Here is a 17,882-nt window from a genome sequence, read left to right as displayed (position 1 = left end):
TTATGGAAAAATCTCGCCTTGGGTTTGATGTGATTATCGTTGGTGGTGGCATTGTGGGGGTAACCCTCGCCGCCTGCCTCAAAAACACTGGTCTACGGCTGGCCATTGTGGAAGCGCGACCCCTCGATGTGGTTACCCAACGGCAGCGGGCCTATGCCATGTCCTTGCTTTCCCAGCGGATTTTTCAAGATTTGGGGGTTTGGGAGGCGATCGCCCACCGCAGTGGTCACTATCGCCAAATTCAGCTATCCGACGAAAATTTTTCCGGTGTGGTGAAATTTGTCCGTCAAGATCTGCAGCGAGATTTTCTTGGCTTTTCGGGGCAGCACCAAGTGATTCTCGAAACCCTCCAAGCTTCCCTCCGGGGCCATGACAATATTCACTGGTTCTGTCCAGCCCAGGTCACAGAGATTCACTACGAACAGGATCAAGCAACCGTCGAGCTCTCCAGTGAAACCCAGGGTGAAATGACGCTGCAAGGCGCTTTAGTGGTCGGTGCGGACGGGCCACGTTCCCTCGTGCGTCGAGGGGCTGGGATTCAAACGAAGGGCTGGCAATATGGACAGTCCTGCGTGACTTGCGTGGTCGAACATGAAGCGCCCCGCAATGATGTGGCCTTTGAACGGTTCTGGGGCACAGGGCCGATGGGCGTTTTACCACTGACAGACAATCGCTGCCAAATTGTTTGGACCAATCCCCATGCTGAAGCCCAACGCCTGAAGGAACTGCCCCCTGAAGTCTTTTTACAACGCCTAGAACAGCACACTGGCCCCCAATTGGGTCGGTTAAAACTCATGGGCGATCGCCAGATCTTTCCGGTGCAACTGATGCAGGGCGATCGCTATGTGGGCCATCGTTTAGCCCTGGTGGGGGATGCCGCCCACTGCTGCCATCCCGTCGGGGGTCAGGGGTTGAACTTGGGGCTGCGGGATGCGGCAGCCCTGGCAGAAACTTTAATTGCCGCCCAGCAAAAGGGTCAAGATTTGGGGCGCTTATCTGTGCTGAAACATTATGAACGGTGGCGCCAGGGCGAAAATCTGGTGATCCTTGGCTTTACTGATTTTCTCAATCGGCTTTTTTCTAATCGCATTTTGCCGATTGTCTGGCTGCGGCGTTTGGGGTTGATCTTCCTGGCAAAATTCAATCCCTTCCGTCTATTTGCCCTCAAGCTGATGACTGGCCAAAAGGGTCGCCAGCCGCGTATTTTGGCCTAACTTTCTGGGGGAATTGTGAATTTTTGGGGAATTTCAAAAATTTGCGTCCAAAATTGAAAGGTGAGTAATTGTAAATTCCCCTTTTTCCCATGCGTTTTTTTCACTCTCTCTATCGGGCGATCGCCCCTGTGTTACTCGCCAGTCTTCTGTTTCTGACGGCTTGTGGCGGTAGTTCACCGGTGTCATCGGGTTTGGATTCCGGGCCTGGGACGGAATTAACGGCCCCTGAAACTGTGCAAACTCCCCAAAAAGGCAGTGCGTTTAATCCATTTTTTCCGGCGGATAAAACCGACGGTTATGACCGGGTGTTTACCCAAGAAAAAGAAGGCTTTGCTGAAATTAAGCTGAGTCTTAATGGCACTGAAATGGCGCTGATTTCCATCTCGGATACGGCGACGAATCTGGCGGCACGCAACAAATTTGCCGAAGCCCAGGAAAATATTAATGGCTTTCCCCTCGTGGCCCAGGGCGCTAATGCCCATGTGGTTTTAGTCGGCGATCGCTATCAGGTCAAAGTCATGTCCCGGGATCCCAGTTTTGGCCCTGAGGCGCGCCAAGCTTGGTTGGCGAAAGTCAATCTCAACGGCCTGGCCGCCCTGCAGTAACAGGTAAATTTTCCTTGCAAATACAGTGAAATCAGGAGTTTTTCATGAGCGCTTCAATTGTAGAGTTGATGGATCAGTTACCCCAAAAAAATCTGACGACCATGCTCCTTAACGGCCTCGATTTCGTCGTGCCGGGACAGTGGCAGAACACCGTGGGCTTCGACAATATGGTCAAGGTCGTCACCAGAGAGACGGACCCAGCGATTCTTCAGGCGGTACGCGATCGCGTGATCGTGCTCTACAGCGATAAATCCCAGGGTTACCAACGGGCGATGTGGATTTACCAAACCGTAGACCAAGCCGATAAAGCATTAGCAGCAGCGGCCCTGGCTAACAAGGTGGGCGATAAAATCCCTTTGGTGGGCGGCCTGATGCAAAAGGTGACCCCCAATACGGACAAGGCCCAGGCGATCGATCTGAGTCTGAAACTCGTCGCCGAAATCACCTGCTTCTGTCAAATTAATGGCATCCCCGGTGATAGCCTGGGGGATTTCATGAAGGCGATCGCCGACTACAGTGGTGAAGAAATCATGCGCATTGCCGCCCTTATTTGTGTGGATGGGTTGATTCCCCTCGGCCCCGATTTTCTCGAAAAAATTAACCAGACCTTGAAAAATCTCTCAGCGGGCGATCTCAATGGCAATGCAGCCTTTAAACGAATGGGGGAATTTCTCCCTGGGGGCAACACCGCCGGGAAACTTGCGTTTATTAACCAGAGCTTTGGTTCGATGCAGGGCTGGATGGGAAATTTTGTCCGCGATCGCGGCCTCACCCCAGAAAAAATCATGAACCAAATTCAGGGTTTTGTGGATGTTTCTAACAATAAGCTTGATTATGTGGCGGCCTTTCTCGACCTCAGCACCAACTACTACGAACATACGGGTACCCAAACCGTGGCGCGGCGCTTGATTACACGGGCCTATGGGGAAATTTAAAATTTCCTATTTCTAGATCATGAAGCAATTTTTGTTACCTTAGCGGGGAGGCAAGACACCTCCTTTTTTTTGTTGTGTTGTGAAGGATAACGACGGATGCGTCAAGATAATCAAATCAGGCGATCGCCCCAAAACTTTTCCTGGGCGCTGCTCAAAAAATGGTCAGCAGTCTGGATCCTTAGTATGAGTATGTTGCTGGTTTGCCTGCCAGCAGCCTTGGCCGCCGAAAGTAATCCTCGTACTTTTTTGCCCTTAGAGTTAGATTTTTTAGACGAATACCGCTTGCCGAAAACAGAATTCCAAGGAACACCGGTAGGCGGCCTATCAGAGTTAGACTATGACCCCAAAACTGCCACCTACTATGCGATCAGTGATGACCGTTCCCAGTTTGCCCCGGCCCGTTTCTACACCTTCAAACTAAAACTGGATGAAACGGGAGTGATCCCTCAGATTCAAGACCTCAATCTAGAGTCAGTAATTACTCTCAGTAACCGCAGCGGTGAACCCTTTGCCCCAGGCAGCATTGACCCAGAGGCCTTAGCCCTTTCGCCTCGAAATACCCTGTTAATCAGCAGTGAAGGGGATTCCAGGTTAGGCATTGATCCCTTTGTGAAAGAATTTAACCTTGGGGGCCAAGAAATCAGTGACCTCAGAATTCCCCAACGTTTTTTGCTAGGAAATAATGGCCGGGGGGTGCGCAACAATTTAGGTTTCGAAGCCTTAGCCATTTCTGCCCCTTCCCAAGCACCCGCAGATCCTTTCCGGGTTTTTGTTGCCCCAGAGTCTTCCTTAGCCCAAGATTCTCGTCCAGGTAATCGCAATGAACCGATTCGCTTTTTGCATTACGTTGTCAATCCCGTCGGCGATCCGGTATTGATCGGCGAGCATCTTTATCCCCTTGAGCCAACGCCTCCAGGGGTCTTTCTGAATGGCCTAGTAGCCCTCATTGCCCTCCCCCAAGAAGGTTATTTCTTAAGCCTCGAACGCACCTACAGCCTGCTAGGGGGCGGTGCAAAATTATTCCAAGTGACGATTGGTAATGCCACCGACACCGCCCGGATCGATTCCCTCGCCGGCAATCCAGAGACAGTGACGCCGATGCGAAAACAACTGTTATTGGATCTCGGCAATTTAGGCATTGGCCTAGATAACCTGGAGGGGATGACCCTGGGGCCAAAGTTTGCCGATGGCGGCCAGAGTCTGTTGCTGATCAGTGATGATAATTTTAGCGATCGCCAAGTCAATCAACTACTGCTTTTCCGGCTCAGTAATGCGGCGGCCAAAGCCACATCAAAATAGGGCCAAGTTCCCACTTCTCCGGCTAAAACCGTGAAGGGCTGGTCAGGTTCGCCAAGGTCACTGAGCACCAGGTCAGCCCCGGTAAAGTCCTGGTTAGCGGTGTAGTTATTGACCGTGACAACCGTAGTTAAACCCGCATCCCGGGAAGAGAGCCAGCCATTGCCCGAATCTTCAAAAGCCACACATTGCTCGGCCCGGAGATTCATTTTTTCGAGGGCATAAAGAAAAATATCAGGGGCGGGTTTTTTCTGGGGAACCATATCCCCAGCGGCGATCACCTCAAACCAATCCATCGCATCGGGGGCTAAGGAATGGGTGAGTAGGGCTGTCACATTCGCTGGGGTAGTGGTGGTGGCGATCGCTAAGCGAATCCCTCGATCACGGGCTTCCTGGATCAGCCGCTTCACACCGGGACGCAAGGGTAAAACCTCATTCGCGAGTAAATCGCAGTAATGCTGGGTTTTACGGGCATGGAGATCTTTGATAAAGGCCGTTAAATCTTTCACCGTCGGCATTTGAGGCTGCCAAGATTCGATGTAAAAGCGAATTCTTTCTTTTCCGCCTGTGACTTTGAGGAGCTGACCATATAGGTCTACCGACCAGTCCCAAGATAAACCCACATCGCTAAAGGCACGATTAAACGCGACTCGGTGGGCATCTTTTTCCGTATTGGCCAGGGTGCCATCCACATCAAAAATAAGGGCTTCTAACTGTCCCATGGTGAATTGTTTATTCCTCAGATTGCATCATAAATGTCCCCACTGTACTGGCAAAGGAGGCCAATTTTAAGGGTTTAAGGGCGTATAGGGGCAGAATTTTCAATGGTTTCAATTAGAAAAGCCAATGATCGCCGTTGCGATGTGCTGGTGCGTCAACGAGATGTTGGTGCGACCTTGAGCCAGAGAATAAAGGTACTACCAGGCAACTGTTCGGTGTGGGGTAAACCCAGGGTCGGACTGTAAACTTCCAGATCGCCGGCCAGTTTATGGACTAAATCACTGGCGATCGCCAAACCTAAACCCGTCCCTTCAATGGCGCCTTCCCCTTGGACACCCCGGTAGCGCCGCTCAAAGACATGGGGCAGATCCACTGCCGGAATACCATAGCCCGTATCATGGACCGCGATCGTCACTTCTTGGGCCTGGCTTTGAATCTGCAACAGGACTTGGCCCCCTGGAGGGGTGTATTTAATGGCGTTTTCGAGCAAATTATTCAAAATTTCTAAAAGTGCTGTTTGATTTCCCAGTACTGGGGGTAAAGCATCAGACAGGCTGTAGTTTAAAAGCACCCCCCGCTCAGCGGCGATCGCCTCTAGGGAAGTCACCAACGGCAAAAGCACTTCTGTGAGAACAACTGGCTGCAGTGGTAAAGCTCGTTCTAAATTTTGCTGGGATGGCGTTTCGGGGGGTAAGGCGAGATTCGCTTGACTTTCGAGTTGAGGAATTTGTGCCGTTAAAAAATCCACTTCCGCACTAAATTCTGCGAGTAGATCTTTGAGGCGATCGCTTTCTCGCACAATCCCCTCTGCTACCCCATAGTTTTTTTCCTCTGGCATGAGCCGCTTCAGGAGTAATTTCCCAAAAGTACCAATGGCCATGGTGGGATTGCGCAACTGGTGCAGCAGGTCATGGAAATGATCCTGCTCTAACGTCTGTAAATGTTGTTGTTGTGCTAACTGCTGCGTTGCCCAGCTTTTTTGTTGATCCAGCACACAGGCCAAAACCAAACTGTCCACCACTAGGGCAATATGAGCCACCTCGGGCGATCGCCAAGGCCGGTCCCGTCGTCCTGTCGCCAAAATCCCCAAAATCAAATCCCCATGGCACAGGGGAAACGCCGTACTGGGCTCTCCCAAAAGACCCATTAAATGCGGATCCACATCTCCTTTTTCTTCCCCAATGGGAAGATCAACCCAAGCAAGCTGTTCTCCCATCACTGTCTCAGTAGACTCTTGTTCTGCCGCCATTGCCGTAATCAGTCGGTCTGGAAACGCGGCGATCGCCTGCAAAGTGGCCCCTTGTCCCTCACAATCGGGTTGAGCTAAATAAACAACCCCCCACTGCGCCCCAATCCCCTGAGCGATTAATTGCAACTGCCCTTGACAAAGAGACACAAATTCAGCACTGACCGGTAATAATTGCGGTAACGTTGTCATAAAATCCCAGCCTCTCCAGCCGCAATCCCAGCGGGAGTTTCCCAAGAAACCTTGATAAATCAGGGGTTTCGAAAAAAAACTTAATCCTTTTTTTAGCTCCGGGTTAAGACCCTATTCCCATTGGCTTGTGATAGATTTTCTGCATATTACATCCCAGGGGTTAACAAAAAGACGCAGATTGTCCCTTGATTTTTTTCCACAGAGCCGATATACTTTGCTCGACATTCTGTAACTCCTGTTACAGCTGTCCTAAAAGTAAAGAAGCGGAGGTACTAGGTTGGCAAGAAAGCGTAAACGGAAAAGTCGGCGTCGTCAGGAAGGAAGAAAAATTTTAGAGATCGTCCCACAATATAACATCGAAAGTGGTGATGACAAACCTGTGACTGCAGCTCGCAAGCATATCTCTGCGAATGGCATTGTGCCCCCGGCTGTCGTTGTGGTTAAGCGTAATGAGCATACCACTGATCGGTACTTTTGGGCAGAAAAAGGTTTATTTGGAGCTCAATATGTAGAGGAGAATCACTTCCTATTCCCTAGTCTACGGGTGCTCTGTAATAGCGTTGACGAAGAAGAAGAAATGGCTGAACAGGTGGCAACTTCAAGCAAAGCTTAGGTTTTCACTTTTACAACGAGAGCTCATTTCACCTGTAAGCCCTAGATATTCCATATTCCCTTCTCTTAATTTCAGTTTTTTGCCCCGGCCCAAAAAAAATGGGTTGGGCTCTTTATTCTCTGGCCCTAGCTAGGCTGCAATAGTCCCTGTTTACTGCCTAAATCCCACGCGCTTTTAATCGAGAATGTAGGTTTAAGTTGCGAAATAAGTGACCCTAAGCGTCATAAAGTTGATAGGGCATCACCTGACGTAGCTGGATCAATTCATCCCGGTGGCCCGTTACCGTAATGAGTTGTGTGGGTGTTGCAGTGATGGGAGTTTGTTGGGTAATTTGCAACCTGACTTTTTCAACTTTTCCCGCTTTTCGCCAATAAAAAAGACCTGCCATGGGAGCCAGTAGACAGATTCCCAGAAAACCAAACCCTGGGGTTGGGTACAAAAGGGCGAGGACGAGGGCGATACAAACTAGGCCGAGGGCCGCCAGAAGACTTAAAAAAACCGCCATAAAGCCACTGGGGGGGACAAATCCTTCGTAGGTAACGACATTGTTTACCCCATCTATGTTGGTGATGCGATAGGCTCGTTGTTCAAAATAGGTTTGGAGGCGCTCAAAAATGGATTCTTCGGGTTCGGTGGCTAAAAGTTCAACTTGTTCAGTGCGGTCTTTGGTAGAAGCGCGGATGAAGAAGAAAAGACCCACCATCAGTAGTATGGTCAGCAGGAGGGTTGAGGTGATGACGGATTGTTCTAACACGGCTTTTTCAGAGGGATGACAGCATTCACTGCATATAAATGTATATCGATCATGGTATATTTTGGGAAATCTCCGGAAAGACCATGGACAAAATTCGGGTTGTTCTTATTGAGGATCATGATCTGACACGCATTGGTCTGCGCACTTCTCTACAACAATGTGCGGATATTGAACTGCTAGGAGAGGCGACTAATGGGGCGGATGGACTACGTCTATTAGAGAAATTTCAGCCAGATCTGGCGATTGTTGACATTGGCTTACCGGAAATTGACGGAATTGAATTAACTCGGCTCCTCAAGCAAAAGCAGAGTAAGGAACAGGGCTGGGAACAGTGTCCGAAGGTTTTAATTTTGACGCTCCAGGATGATGATGAGGTGGTACTGGCAGCTTTTGCAGCAGGGGCAGATTCCTATTGCATGAAAGATATTACGTTTACTCATTTGGTTGAAGCGGTTAAAACAACGGACTCTGGGAATAATTGGATCGATCCGACGATCGCCCGCATTGTCTTAAATCAAGTCCACAATGGGAATGCTCCCCCTAATGAGACGATCGCTATCCAGGCGGCTTCTTTGGAAGATCAGCAGTTGCTCGAAAGTTGCCCTTTGACAGACCGGGAGTTGGAGGTTCTACAACTCATTGTTGATGGTTGCAGTAATTCTGAAATCGCCGACCGTTTGTTTATTACTGTGGGGACCGTCAAAACCCATGTCCGCAATATTTTAAATAAGTTGTGTGCGGATGATCGTACCCAGGCGGCCGTGCGAGCGCTCCGTTCTGGCTTGGTCGGCTAGGTGATAATCGATGGGCGATCGCCAAACTGTCACCAATGAAATCAAACAACAAGCGCTCAAGCTCGGCTTTCATCTGGTAGGAATTGCCGACGCAACAGTCACCGATTCTCAAAATCAACAGCGTTTACAAAGTTGGTTGTATCAAGGTTTTCAGGCGGAGATGGCTTGGATGGCCAACCCAAAACGTCAAGATATTCAGCAATGTCTACCAGGGGTACAATCGGTCATTGCCGTGGGTCTCAATTACTACACCCCTCACCAACATTCTGATGATCTAGAAGTGGGAAAAATCGCCCGCTATGGCTGGGGCCGCGATTATCATAAGGTTTTAACGAAAAGATTAAAAGCACTTTGTCGTTGGCTGACGGCAGCGTTTCCTGACGCACAGCACCGCTTTTATGTAGATACAGGCCCGGTGCAGGACAAGGTTTGGGCGGAACGGGCGGGCTTAGGGTGGATCGCCAAAAATAGTAATTTGATCACCCGCGACTATGGTAGTTGGGTTTTCCTAGGGGAAATTTTAACGACCCTAAATTTAGCGCCCGATCGCCCCCATTTAAAGCATTGTGGCACCTGTACCCGCTGTATTGAAGCTTGCCCCACCGGAGCGATCGCCTCCCCCTTTACCGTCGATGCCAATCGCTGTATCGCCTATCACACCATCGAAAATCGTACGGAAACTTTGCCCCAGGCGATCGCCCAAAATCTCAATAATTGGGTGGCCGGCTGTGATATTTGCCAAGACGTTTGTCCCTGGAATCAGCGTTTTGCCCAAGAAACAAATATTCTCGATTTTCAATCCTATCCCGAAAATCTGGCCCCAAAATTAACCGAACTGGCTGAACTTACTGAAGATGAATGGGACCGTCGCTTCACCGGATCGGCCCTGCGACGGATCAAACCGGCCATGTGGCGCCGCAACGCCCAAGCCAATCTCAGCGCGCAACAAAAAACCTCCCCCAATTCTGAGGAAGGTTAAATCAATCAATAATTGCTAAAATGCGCAGGCTTTATTTACCCATCTGAGCTGCAACTTCCGCTGCAAAGTCCTCTTCTTTCTTCTCGATGCCTTCACCCAGAACAAAGCGTTGGAAACGACGCACACGGATATTTTCACCAATGGTGGCGATCGTTTGCTTAATCAGTTCCTCAACGGTCAAATTCTGATCACGAATATAGGGCTGATCCATCAAAGAAAGCTCTTTCAGGCGCTTAGCAATGCGACCTTCAACAATTTTTTCTTTGATGTTGTCGGGCTTGCCAGCGAGATCATCACGGCCCATTTCGATTTCGCGCTCTTTATCCGCGATTTCGGCAGGAATATCGTCAACTTTCACATACTGAACGTTGGGACAAGCCGCAATCTGCATCGCAATCCCTTTAGCGAGATCTTTAAAAATGTCGCCCCGGGCCACGAAGTCAGTTTCACAGTTAACCTCTACAAGGACACCGATTCCACCGCCTGTGTGGATGTAGCTTTCAACTAACCCTTCAGCGGCAACTCGACCTGCTTTTTTCTCAGCGGAGGTAATGCCTTTTTGACGGAGCCACTCAATTGCTTTAGAGACGTCCCCATCGGTTTCCCCCAGGGCTTTTTTACAGTCCATCATCCCTGCGCCGGTTTTTTCGCGCAGTTCTTTGACAAGCTTTGCGGAAATTTGTGCCATTTTGCTGTTCACCAAAAAATTATCAGGTCAATTCAAGAAGATATTAAGCTTATTCAGCCTCAGATGCATCGGCTTCATCTGCGTATTCATCGATCACTTCATCGAATTCTTCATAGTCATCGTTGTTATCAACGGGTTGACCATGGCGACCGGCATGGATAGCATCGGCGAGCTTGCCGACAATGAGCTTGATGGATCGAATTGCATCGTCGTTTGCCGGAATTGGCATATCAACGGTTTGAGGATCGCAGTTGGTATCTAGTAGAGAAACAATGGGGATCCCTAGCTTCTGACATTCTTGGATCGCATTATGCTCCCGTCGTTGGTCAATGATCACAACGATATCGGGGATTTTGCGCATGTTTTTGATCCCGCCAAGGTACTTCTGTAGCTTGTCGAGCTCACGACGAAGCATGGATGCCTCTTTCTTTGGACGGCGAGCGAGATTGCCGCTCTCTTCCATGGCTTCTAATTCTTTGAGACGTTCAACACGGGTTTTGATTGTTTCCCAGTTGGTAAGCATCCCCCCCAACCAGCGCTGGTTGATGTAAAAAGCGCCGCAGCGCTTGGCTTCCTGGGCAATAATGCCGGCGGCTTGACGCTTAGTTCCCACAAAAAGAACATGTTTGCCGCTTTCGGAAGCTTCTTTCATGTATTTGTAAGCTTGTTCTACCAACTGGGCGGTCTGAACAAGGTCGATGATATGAACGCCATTACGAGATGTGTAGATGTAAGGCGCCATTCTGGGGTTCCAACGGCGGGTCTGGTGGCCAAAGTGGACGCCAGATTCGAGTAGCTCAGCGAGAGATACAACGGGCATATTCTGTTTACTCCTTTTCGGGTTAAACCTTCATCTGGGGATATTTCAGCTTGTGCGAAACACCCGAAAGAATCCCAGATGTGCGAGTTTTGAACAACCCTACCAGCTTAACATAGGTAGCCTTTGGTCAAGTCCCTTACTGGAGGATTTTTTGAACTTTTTTCGGGGAGGAAGGCGATCGCCTCCCTCGGGTCGAAGTAACCTTTCATTGGATGAGTCCCAGCTAGGAATAGATTTAGTTACTGTGTCCAACTCACAAGAGAAAGTAACGTTACATTGCTTTTTGTTACAAAAAAAATCGTCGCCTTTCAGCTTTTTACAGAAAATTGATAGATCCCAGCCGTTGTCAGGCAAGGATTCCAGGGAGTTTTAAATATTGTTAATGTCCCCGGCATCCTTGGAAAGTAGGCCCTATTATTTACATCAATGCTTTTTGCCCAATAGGTACAAAGCAATCCTAAATCACTGGAAACCTTGCAAGCTGGTGATTCGCTCACAGCTTATCTATTTGAATAAATCTATTTAGATAGAACCTTTATTACGTCGATTGTCTAGAGAGGAGAATCCTCATGGCAGTAAAGGTTGATAAGGATCCGGTACCAACTTCCTTTGAGAAGTGGGGTAAGCCGGGTCACTTTGACCGAACTCTGGCACGGGGTCCAAAAACCACCACCTGGATTTGGAACCTCCATGCTGATGCACATGATTTCGATAGCCAAACAAGTGACTTAGAAGATATTTCGCGCAAAATTTTTAGCGCGCACTTCGGTCACCTTGCTGTAGTTTTTGTTTGGCTCAGCGGCATGTACTTCCATGGCGCAAAATTTTCTAACTATGAAGCTTGGTTGAATAACCCCACCGTTATCAAGCCAAGTGCTCAAGTGGTCTGGCCGGTTGTCGGTCAAGGCATTTTAAACGGAGACGTCGGTGGCGGCTTTAGTGGTATTCAAATTACCTCTGGTCTGTTCTACCTCTGGCGTGCTTGTGGTTTTACCAACTCTTATCAGCTCTATGTGACTGCCATTGGCGGTCTTGTTATGGCAGCCCTTATGGTGTTTGCCGGTTGGTTCCATTACCACAAAGCAGCTCCGAAACTGGAGTGGTTCCAGAATGCCGAAGCCATGATGAACCACCACTTATCCGTATTGCTCGGATGTGGTTCTCTAGGTTGGACTGGTCACTTGATCCACGTTTCTTTACCTGTGAACAAACTCTTAGATTCTGGTGTTGCGGCGAAGGATATTCCGCTCCCCCATGAATTCTTTGATGCGGCGACAATGGCGGAGCTGTACCCCAGTTTTGCCCAGGGTCTGAAGCCTTTCTTTACCTTAGACTGGGCTGCATACTCTGATTTCCTGACCTTCAAGGGTGGATTAAACCCCACAACTGGCAGTCTTTGGTTGACTGACATTGCGCATCACCATTTGGCGATCGCTGTGTTGTTCATCATTGCTGGTCATATGTACCGCACTGGCTTCGGTGTTGGTCACAGCATGAAAGAAATCCTTGAAGCGCACAAAGGCCCTTTCACTGGTGAAGGTCACAAAGGTCTTTATGAAATTCTGACTTCCTCTTGGCATGCTCAATTGGCAGTCAACTTAGCGATGTTGGGTTCTTTGACCATCATCATCGCCCACCACATGTACTCGATGCCTCCCTATCCCTATATGGCGACAGACTACGGCACCATGCTGTCTCTGTTCACGCACCATACCTGGATTGGCGGTTTCTTGATTGTTGGTGCTGGCGCCCACGGCGCAATCTTCATGGTGCGTGACTACGATCCGGCTAAGAACGTCAACAACCTCTTAGACCGCGTTCTCCGTCACCGTGATGCCATTATTTCTCACCTTAACTGGGTTTGTATCTTCTTAGGCTTCCATAGCTTTGGTCTATACATTCACAATGACACCATGCGTGCTTTGGGTCGTCCTCAGGACATGTTTTCTGATTCTGCGATTCAGTTACAGCCCATTTTTGCCCAATGGATTCAACATATCCATGCTGTGGCTCCCGGGAATACCGCACCCAATGCGATCGCCGGTGTAAGCCAAGTATTTGGCGGTGATGTTGTGGCGATCGGTAACAAAGTTGCCATGATGCCCATCACCCTTGGTACAGCTGACTTTATGGTGCACCATATCCATGCGTTTACCATCCACGTCACTGTACTCATCCTGCTGAAGGGTCTTCTCTATTCCCGCAGCTCTCGCCTTGTTCCCGATAAGGGTCAACTCGGATTCCGCTTCCCCTGTGACGGCCCCGGTCGTGGTGGCACTTGCCAAGTTTCTGGCTGGGATCACGTATTCCTCGGGCTGTTCTGGATGTACAACTCCCTCTCCATCGTAATTTTCCACTTTAGCTGGAAAATGCAATCCGATGTTTGGGGCACTGTACTTCCTGATGGCAGCGTTTCCCATGTCACTGGTGGGAACTTCGCCCAAAGTGCGATCACCATCAACGGCTGGCTCCGTGACTTCCTCTGGGCCCAGTCTTCCCAGGTGATCAACTCCTACGGTTCTGCACTGTCGGCTTACGGCATCATGTTCCTAGCTGGTCACTTTGTTTTCGCCTTTAGCTTGATGTTCCTCTTCAGTGGACGTGGCTATTGGCAAGAACTTATTGAGTCCATCGTTTGGGCACACAACAAGCTCAAGTTGGCTCCGGCAATTCAACCCCGCGCTTTGAGCATTGTTCAAGGTCGTGCGGTTGGCGTTGCTCACTATCTCCTTGGTGGGATTGTGACAACCTGGGCCTTCTTCCTAGCGAGAAGCTTGTCCATCGGTTAACTCTGAAATGGTTTACCGATCGCCAATTTCAGGGGGAGTTGTTATTCACTGGATGCACCTTCCCTCCCAATTGGCTCCTTTCTTTTCCCTGCGGGAAAAATATCGAGGTTAATTAAAAAAGCCTCACCCTCATCTGTTTCACGAGGAGAACCTCCAGCATAGTTATGGCAACTAAATTTCCAAAATTTAGCCAAGACCTTGCTCAAGATCCCACTACACGTCGGATTTGGTACGGAATTGCCACGGCGCATGATTTCGAGACCCACGACGGGATGACAGAGGAAAATCTTTACCAAAAGATCTTCGCGTCCCACTTCGGTCACCTCGCAATCATCTTCCTGTGGACTTCCGGTACACTTTTCCACGTTGCTTGGCAAGGCAACTTCGAACAGTGGATCAAAGATCCCCTGAATATCCGTCCCATCGCCCACGCGATCTGGGATCCCCACTTTGGTCAGGGCGCCATTGATGCCTTTACCCAAGCGGGTGCTTCTAACCCTGTAAACATCGCATACTCCGGGGTTTACCACTGGTTCTACACCATTGGGATGACCACCAACGCTGACCTTTACCAAGGCGCAGTATTCCTCCTGATCCTTTCTTCTCTGTTTTTGTTCGCAGGCTGGCTGCACTTGCAACCCAAGTTCCGTCCTAGCCTTGCGTGGTTCAAGGATGCTGAGTCTCGCCTCAACCACCACTTGGCTGGTTTGTTCGGTGTAAGTTCTTTGGCTTGGACTGGTCACTTGGTCCACGTTGCGATTCCTGAGTCTCGCGGTGTCCATGTCGGCTGGGATAACTTCCTCTCTGTGAAGCCCCACCCCGCTGGTTTGATGCCATTCTTTACCGGGAATTGGGGTGTATATGCCCAGAATGCTGACACTGCTGGCCATGTATTTGGGACTTCCCAAGGTGCTGGTACTGCGATTCTGACCTTCCTCGGTGGCTTCCATCCTCAGACTGAGTCCCTGTGGCTCACTGATATTGCACACCACCACTTGGCGATCGCCGTGATCTTCATCATCGCGGGTCACATGTATCGCACCAAGTTCGGTATTGGTCACAGCATCAGAGAGATCCTCAACGCCCACCAGCCCCCCAGCGGTAAACTTGGTGCTGGCCACAAGGGTCTTTACGATACCGTCAACAACTCCCTGCACTTCCAGTTGGGTCTGGCGCTTGCTTCCTTGGGTGTAATTACCTCCTTGGTAGCACAGCACATGTACTCCTTGCCTTCCTACGCATTCATCGCGAAGGACTACACCACCCAGGCAGCGCTCTACACTCACCACCAGTACATCGCTGGTTTCTTGATGGTTGGTGCGTTTGCCCACGGTGCAATCTTCTTCGTCCGTGACTACGATCCCGAAGCGAACAAAGACAACGTTCTTTATCGCATGCTGGAACACAAAGAAGCGCTGATCTCTCACCTTAGCTGGGTATCTCTCTTCCTTGGTTTCCATACCCTCGGTCTCTACGTCCACAACGATGTTGTAGTTGCTTTTGGAACCCCTGAAAAGCAAATCCTCATCGAGCCTGTGTTTGCGCAGTTTGTCCAAGCGGCTTCTGGTAAAGCACTCTATGGCTTTGATGTGTTGCTCTCCAACGCTGACAGCATTGCTTCTGGCACCGGTGCAGCTTATCTGCCTGGTTGGTTAGATGCCATCAATAGTGGTTCTAATTCTCTCTTCCTCAACATCGGTCCTGGTGACTTCCTCGTTCACCATGCGATCGCCCTCGGTCTCCACACCACCACTTTGATTTTGGTCAAAGGTGCCTTGGATGCCCGTGGTTCTAAGCTGATGCCCGACAAGAAAGACTTCGGTTACAGCTTCCCCTGTGACGGCCCCGGTCGTGGCGGTACTTGCGATATCTCTGCATGGGATTCCTTCTACCTCGCCATGTTCTGGATGCTGAACACCTTGGGCTGGTTGACTTTCTACTGGCACTGGAAACACCTCGGCATTTGGCAAGGAAACGTTGCTCAGTTCAACGAAAACTCCACTTACCTGATGGGCTGGTTCCGTGATTACCTCTGGGCAAACTCTGCACAGTTGATCAACGGTTATAACCCCTACGGTGTAAACAATCTCTCCGTCTGGGCTTGGATGTTCCTCTTCGGACACCTCGTTTGGGCAACTGGTTTCATGTTCCTCATCTCTTGGCGTGGTTACTGGCAAGAGCTGATCGAAACCATCGTTTGGGCGCACGAGCGTACTCCCCTTGCGAACATCGTTCGTTGGAAGGACAAGCCCGTTGCTCTCTCCATCGTTCAGGCTCGTTTGGTCGGCCTAGCACACTTCACTGTGGGCTATGTCCTTACCTATGCTGCCTTCCTGATTGCTTCGACATCAGGCAAGTTTGGTTAATGTTGCAGCCTGGGCTGTTAGTTAACTAGCTAAACTTCAAAACCCCTTGTCTCTAAGGCAGGGGGTTTTGTTATGGGGGTTAATTTGCGAAAGCATTCAGAAAACTGCTTCACCCCTGTGACATTCTTTTGGTTTTACCCTGACAATGGAAAAAGCCTTTGATCAATCAATAGTGAACTTCGGTATGTCTGAGCGCAAAATTACAGTTCCCTTTTCAACGCTGCTACTTATTGTGGGGGCAGTCCTTTTACTGTTTCTGCTTTGGCAGTTACGGAGTTTACTTGTGGTGTTGATGATTGCCATTGTGATCGCCTCAACCCTCGCCCCAGTGATTAAAATCGCTGAATCTTTTCGGATTCCTCGATGGTTGGCGGTAATTGGTGTTTATCTGAGTCTTGTTTCCCTGTTCACAGGGGTGGTGCTCCTCATCGGCCCAACGGTGGTTGATCAGATTCAACGGTTGATCCGAAAACTCCCACTGTATCTAGAAATTCTTGGTGTGCTTGTCCAATCCTGGGTTGTACGCCTTGGCATGACAGAGCCTCAAGTTTTAGAACAGCTCAATCGTCTTTTTGATGTGCAAGCTCTAACGGCCTGGGCCTTCCGGTCGTCCCAAGAACTTCTCATCCGTTCCTATGGCATTACACGGGGGGTAATTGGCGGTATTTTGAGCTTGATTCTCGCATTTATGCTGTCGGGCTACATGCTGTCGGGGTCTAATAAGTTAATCCAAGGTTTTGTGAGTTTATTTCCGGCTCCTTGGGATGAGAGATTACTGGCCCAGGTACAGCCCATGAGCGAACGAATGGGAAGCTACATCCAGGGTCGCATTGTTGTTTCGGGAATCTTAGGAATTGTGATTACCATCGGCCTAAGATTGCTCGGTATTTCAGAATTGGCCCTCGGCCTCGGAGTGATTGCCGCTGTGACTAATTTGATTCCTTTTTTTGGGCCTGTGTTAGGAGCAATTCCAGCTTTAATCGTTGCCGTTGCCCAGGGAGGCTGGACGTTTTTATCTGTCTTTCTACTCTTTGTCATTATCCAAAATCTCGAAACCTATGTGCTCGATCCTCTCCTAGTGGGCTCTTCTGTAAAAGTAAATCCTCTCTACCAACTTTTAGCAGTGCTGGGTGGAGCCCAGGTTCTTGGCATTTTAGGGGCAGTAATTGTTCCTCCCTGGGTCGCCGGAACAGCAGTACTACTCGACAATCTCTATATCAAGATGAAAGCTGCACCTGTAGTCCCTTCGGGAACTGGGATTACGTCCCCTGTTGCTGTCCATAATTCTCAAAATAATCAAACTTGATGATTGTTCATCATGGCAGCCTTGGACAAATTTTTGAGCCTTGGGTCTTTTTTTTGAAGTTTTGAAACAGAAAAATTGTTGAAATCTATGTAAATTAACCCTTTCAGCGATCCATATTGGGCAAAGAACGCTTAGAATAATGCAGGAAAACCTTGCAACAAGATACTTTTGAGCCGCAACAGTGCAAAATACCTCTTCTGGAATCCTTGTTTTGCCTGGTTTTTTTACCTATACTTCTCACAATATCTAAAATTCAGGAGATTTTTAATGAATAAAGGCGAATTAGTCGATTTAGTTGCTGAGAAAGCTGGTATCAGCAAAAAACAAGCAGATTCTGTGATTAGCGCCACCGTAGAAGCAATTATGGAAACCGTAGCCAATGGCGATAAGGTGACCTTAGTTGGATTTGGCTCCTTTGAACCTCGCCACCGTAAAGCAAGAGAGGGACGCAACCCGAAAACTAACGAAAAAATGCAGATTCCGGCTACTACTGTACCTGCGTTTTCTGCGGGGAAACAGTTTAAGGAAATGGTTGCACCGAAATAGTGATCGGCCTAGGCCGAAT

Annotated in this window: 16 protein-coding genes; 11 read left to right on the top strand and 5 right to left on the bottom strand. The window is 49.3% G+C overall.

Annotation, left to right across the window (positions count from 1 at the left end; all coding sequences use genetic code 11):
* Positions 1–2: 2 nt before the first annotated feature.
* From ACZ45B_RS08500 to ACZ45B_RS08485, 4 genes are all read left to right on the top strand, one after another.
* A complete protein-coding gene (locus tag ACZ45B_RS08500; protein WP_024545865.1) occupies positions 3–1,214 on the top strand; it encodes an FAD-dependent hydroxylase in 1,212 nt (403 codons plus the stop codon).
* Positions 1,215–1,303: 89 nt separating this feature from the next.
* Positions 1,304–1,819, top strand: a complete 516-nt coding sequence (locus tag ACZ45B_RS08495; RefSeq protein ID WP_024545866.1) for a hypothetical protein — start codon at positions 1,304–1,306, stop codon at positions 1,817–1,819.
* A gap of 44 nt (positions 1,820–1,863) precedes the next feature.
* On the top strand, positions 1,864–2,754 hold the full coding sequence (locus ACZ45B_RS08490) for a hypothetical protein (RefSeq protein ID WP_024545867.1): 891 nt from the start codon (positions 1,864–1,866) through the stop codon (positions 2,752–2,754).
* 96 nt (positions 2,755–2,850) lie between these two features.
* Complete coding sequence (locus tag ACZ45B_RS08485; protein ID WP_024545868.1) at positions 2,851–4,053, top strand: esterase-like activity of phytase family protein; 1,203 nt, start codon at positions 2,851–2,853, stop codon at positions 4,051–4,053.
* On the opposite strand, the gene ACZ45B_RS08480 is transcribed toward ACZ45B_RS08485, so the two are convergent.
* Both ACZ45B_RS08480 and ACZ45B_RS08475 read right to left on the bottom strand, forming a co-directional pair.
* Entirely contained in the window at positions 3,999–4,772 is a 774-nt protein-coding gene (locus ACZ45B_RS08480; RefSeq protein ID WP_024545869.1) for an HAD family hydrolase, read from the bottom strand. The genes ACZ45B_RS08485 and ACZ45B_RS08480 overlap by 55 nt on opposite strands.
* Before the next feature lie 152 nt (positions 4,773–4,924).
* Positions 4,925–6,208, bottom strand: coding sequence for a GAF domain-containing sensor histidine kinase (locus ACZ45B_RS08475; protein WP_024545870.1), 1,284 nt, complete (start codon positions 6,206–6,208; stop codon positions 4,925–4,927).
* A gap of 277 nt (positions 6,209–6,485) precedes the next feature.
* Here ACZ45B_RS08475 and ACZ45B_RS08470 point away from each other — a divergent pair, with 277 nt between their 5' ends.
* A complete protein-coding gene (locus ACZ45B_RS08470; protein ID WP_024545871.1) occupies positions 6,486–6,821 on the top strand; it encodes a DUF3155 domain-containing protein in 336 nt (111 codons plus the stop codon).
* 214 nt (positions 6,822–7,035) lie between these two features.
* On the opposite strand, the gene ACZ45B_RS08465 is transcribed toward ACZ45B_RS08470, so the two are convergent.
* The gene (locus ACZ45B_RS08465; protein WP_464674850.1) at positions 7,036–7,575 is read right to left on the bottom strand and encodes a cofactor assembly of complex C subunit B; all 540 of its coding nucleotides are present in this window, start codon (positions 7,573–7,575) and stop codon (positions 7,036–7,038) included.
* Positions 7,576–7,658: 83 nt separating this feature from the next.
* On the opposite strand from ACZ45B_RS08465, the gene ACZ45B_RS08460 reads away from it, so the two are divergent.
* Positions 7,659–8,369 carry a response regulator gene (locus ACZ45B_RS08460; protein ID WP_024545872.1) on the top strand — a complete coding sequence of 237 codons (711 nt, stop codon included), beginning with the start codon at positions 7,659–7,661 and terminating at the stop codon, positions 8,367–8,369.
* A 10-nt stretch (positions 8,370–8,379) separates the two neighbouring features.
* Complete coding sequence (gene queG / locus ACZ45B_RS08455) at positions 8,380–9,348, top strand: tRNA epoxyqueuosine(34) reductase QueG (protein WP_024545873.1); 969 nt, start codon at positions 8,380–8,382, stop codon at positions 9,346–9,348.
* Between the two features lie 31 nt (positions 9,349–9,379).
* On the opposite strand, the gene tsf is transcribed toward queG, so the two are convergent.
* Together tsf and rpsB are read right to left on the bottom strand one after the other, a co-directional pair.
* Complete coding sequence (gene tsf, locus ACZ45B_RS08450) at positions 9,380–10,036, bottom strand: translation elongation factor Ts (RefSeq protein WP_024545874.1); 657 nt, start codon at positions 10,034–10,036, stop codon at positions 9,380–9,382.
* Positions 10,037–10,085: 49 nt separating this feature from the next.
* On the bottom strand, positions 10,086–10,856 hold the full coding sequence (rpsB, locus tag ACZ45B_RS08445; RefSeq protein ID WP_024545875.1) for a 30S ribosomal protein S2: 771 nt from the start codon (positions 10,854–10,856) through the stop codon (positions 10,086–10,088).
* Positions 10,857–11,425: 569 nt separating this feature from the next.
* On the opposite strand from rpsB, the gene psaA reads away from it, so the two are divergent.
* The 4 genes from psaA (at position 11,426) to ACZ45B_RS08425 (ending at position 17,863) form a co-directional block, all read left to right on the top strand.
* On the top strand, positions 11,426–13,645 hold the full coding sequence (psaA, locus tag ACZ45B_RS08440; RefSeq protein ID WP_024545876.1) for a photosystem I core protein PsaA: 2,220 nt from the start codon (positions 11,426–11,428) through the stop codon (positions 13,643–13,645).
* Between the two features lie 164 nt (positions 13,646–13,809).
* Complete coding sequence (psaB, locus tag ACZ45B_RS08435; protein ID WP_024545877.1) at positions 13,810–16,011, top strand: photosystem I core protein PsaB; 2,202 nt, start codon at positions 13,810–13,812, stop codon at positions 16,009–16,011.
* A 184-nt stretch (positions 16,012–16,195) separates the two neighbouring features.
* Positions 16,196–17,317, top strand: coding sequence for an AI-2E family transporter (locus ACZ45B_RS08430; RefSeq protein WP_024545878.1), 1,122 nt, complete (start codon positions 16,196–16,198; stop codon positions 17,315–17,317).
* 267 nt (positions 17,318–17,584) lie between these two features.
* A complete protein-coding gene (locus ACZ45B_RS08425; RefSeq protein WP_012307575.1) occupies positions 17,585–17,863 on the top strand; it encodes an HU family DNA-binding protein in 279 nt (92 codons plus the stop codon).
* The last annotated feature ends 19 nt before the right edge of the window (positions 17,864–17,882 follow it).

The organism is Picosynechococcus sp. NKBG15041c, from assembly GCF_055380235.1.
This window is presented reverse-complemented; position numbering and strand designations above follow the sequence as displayed.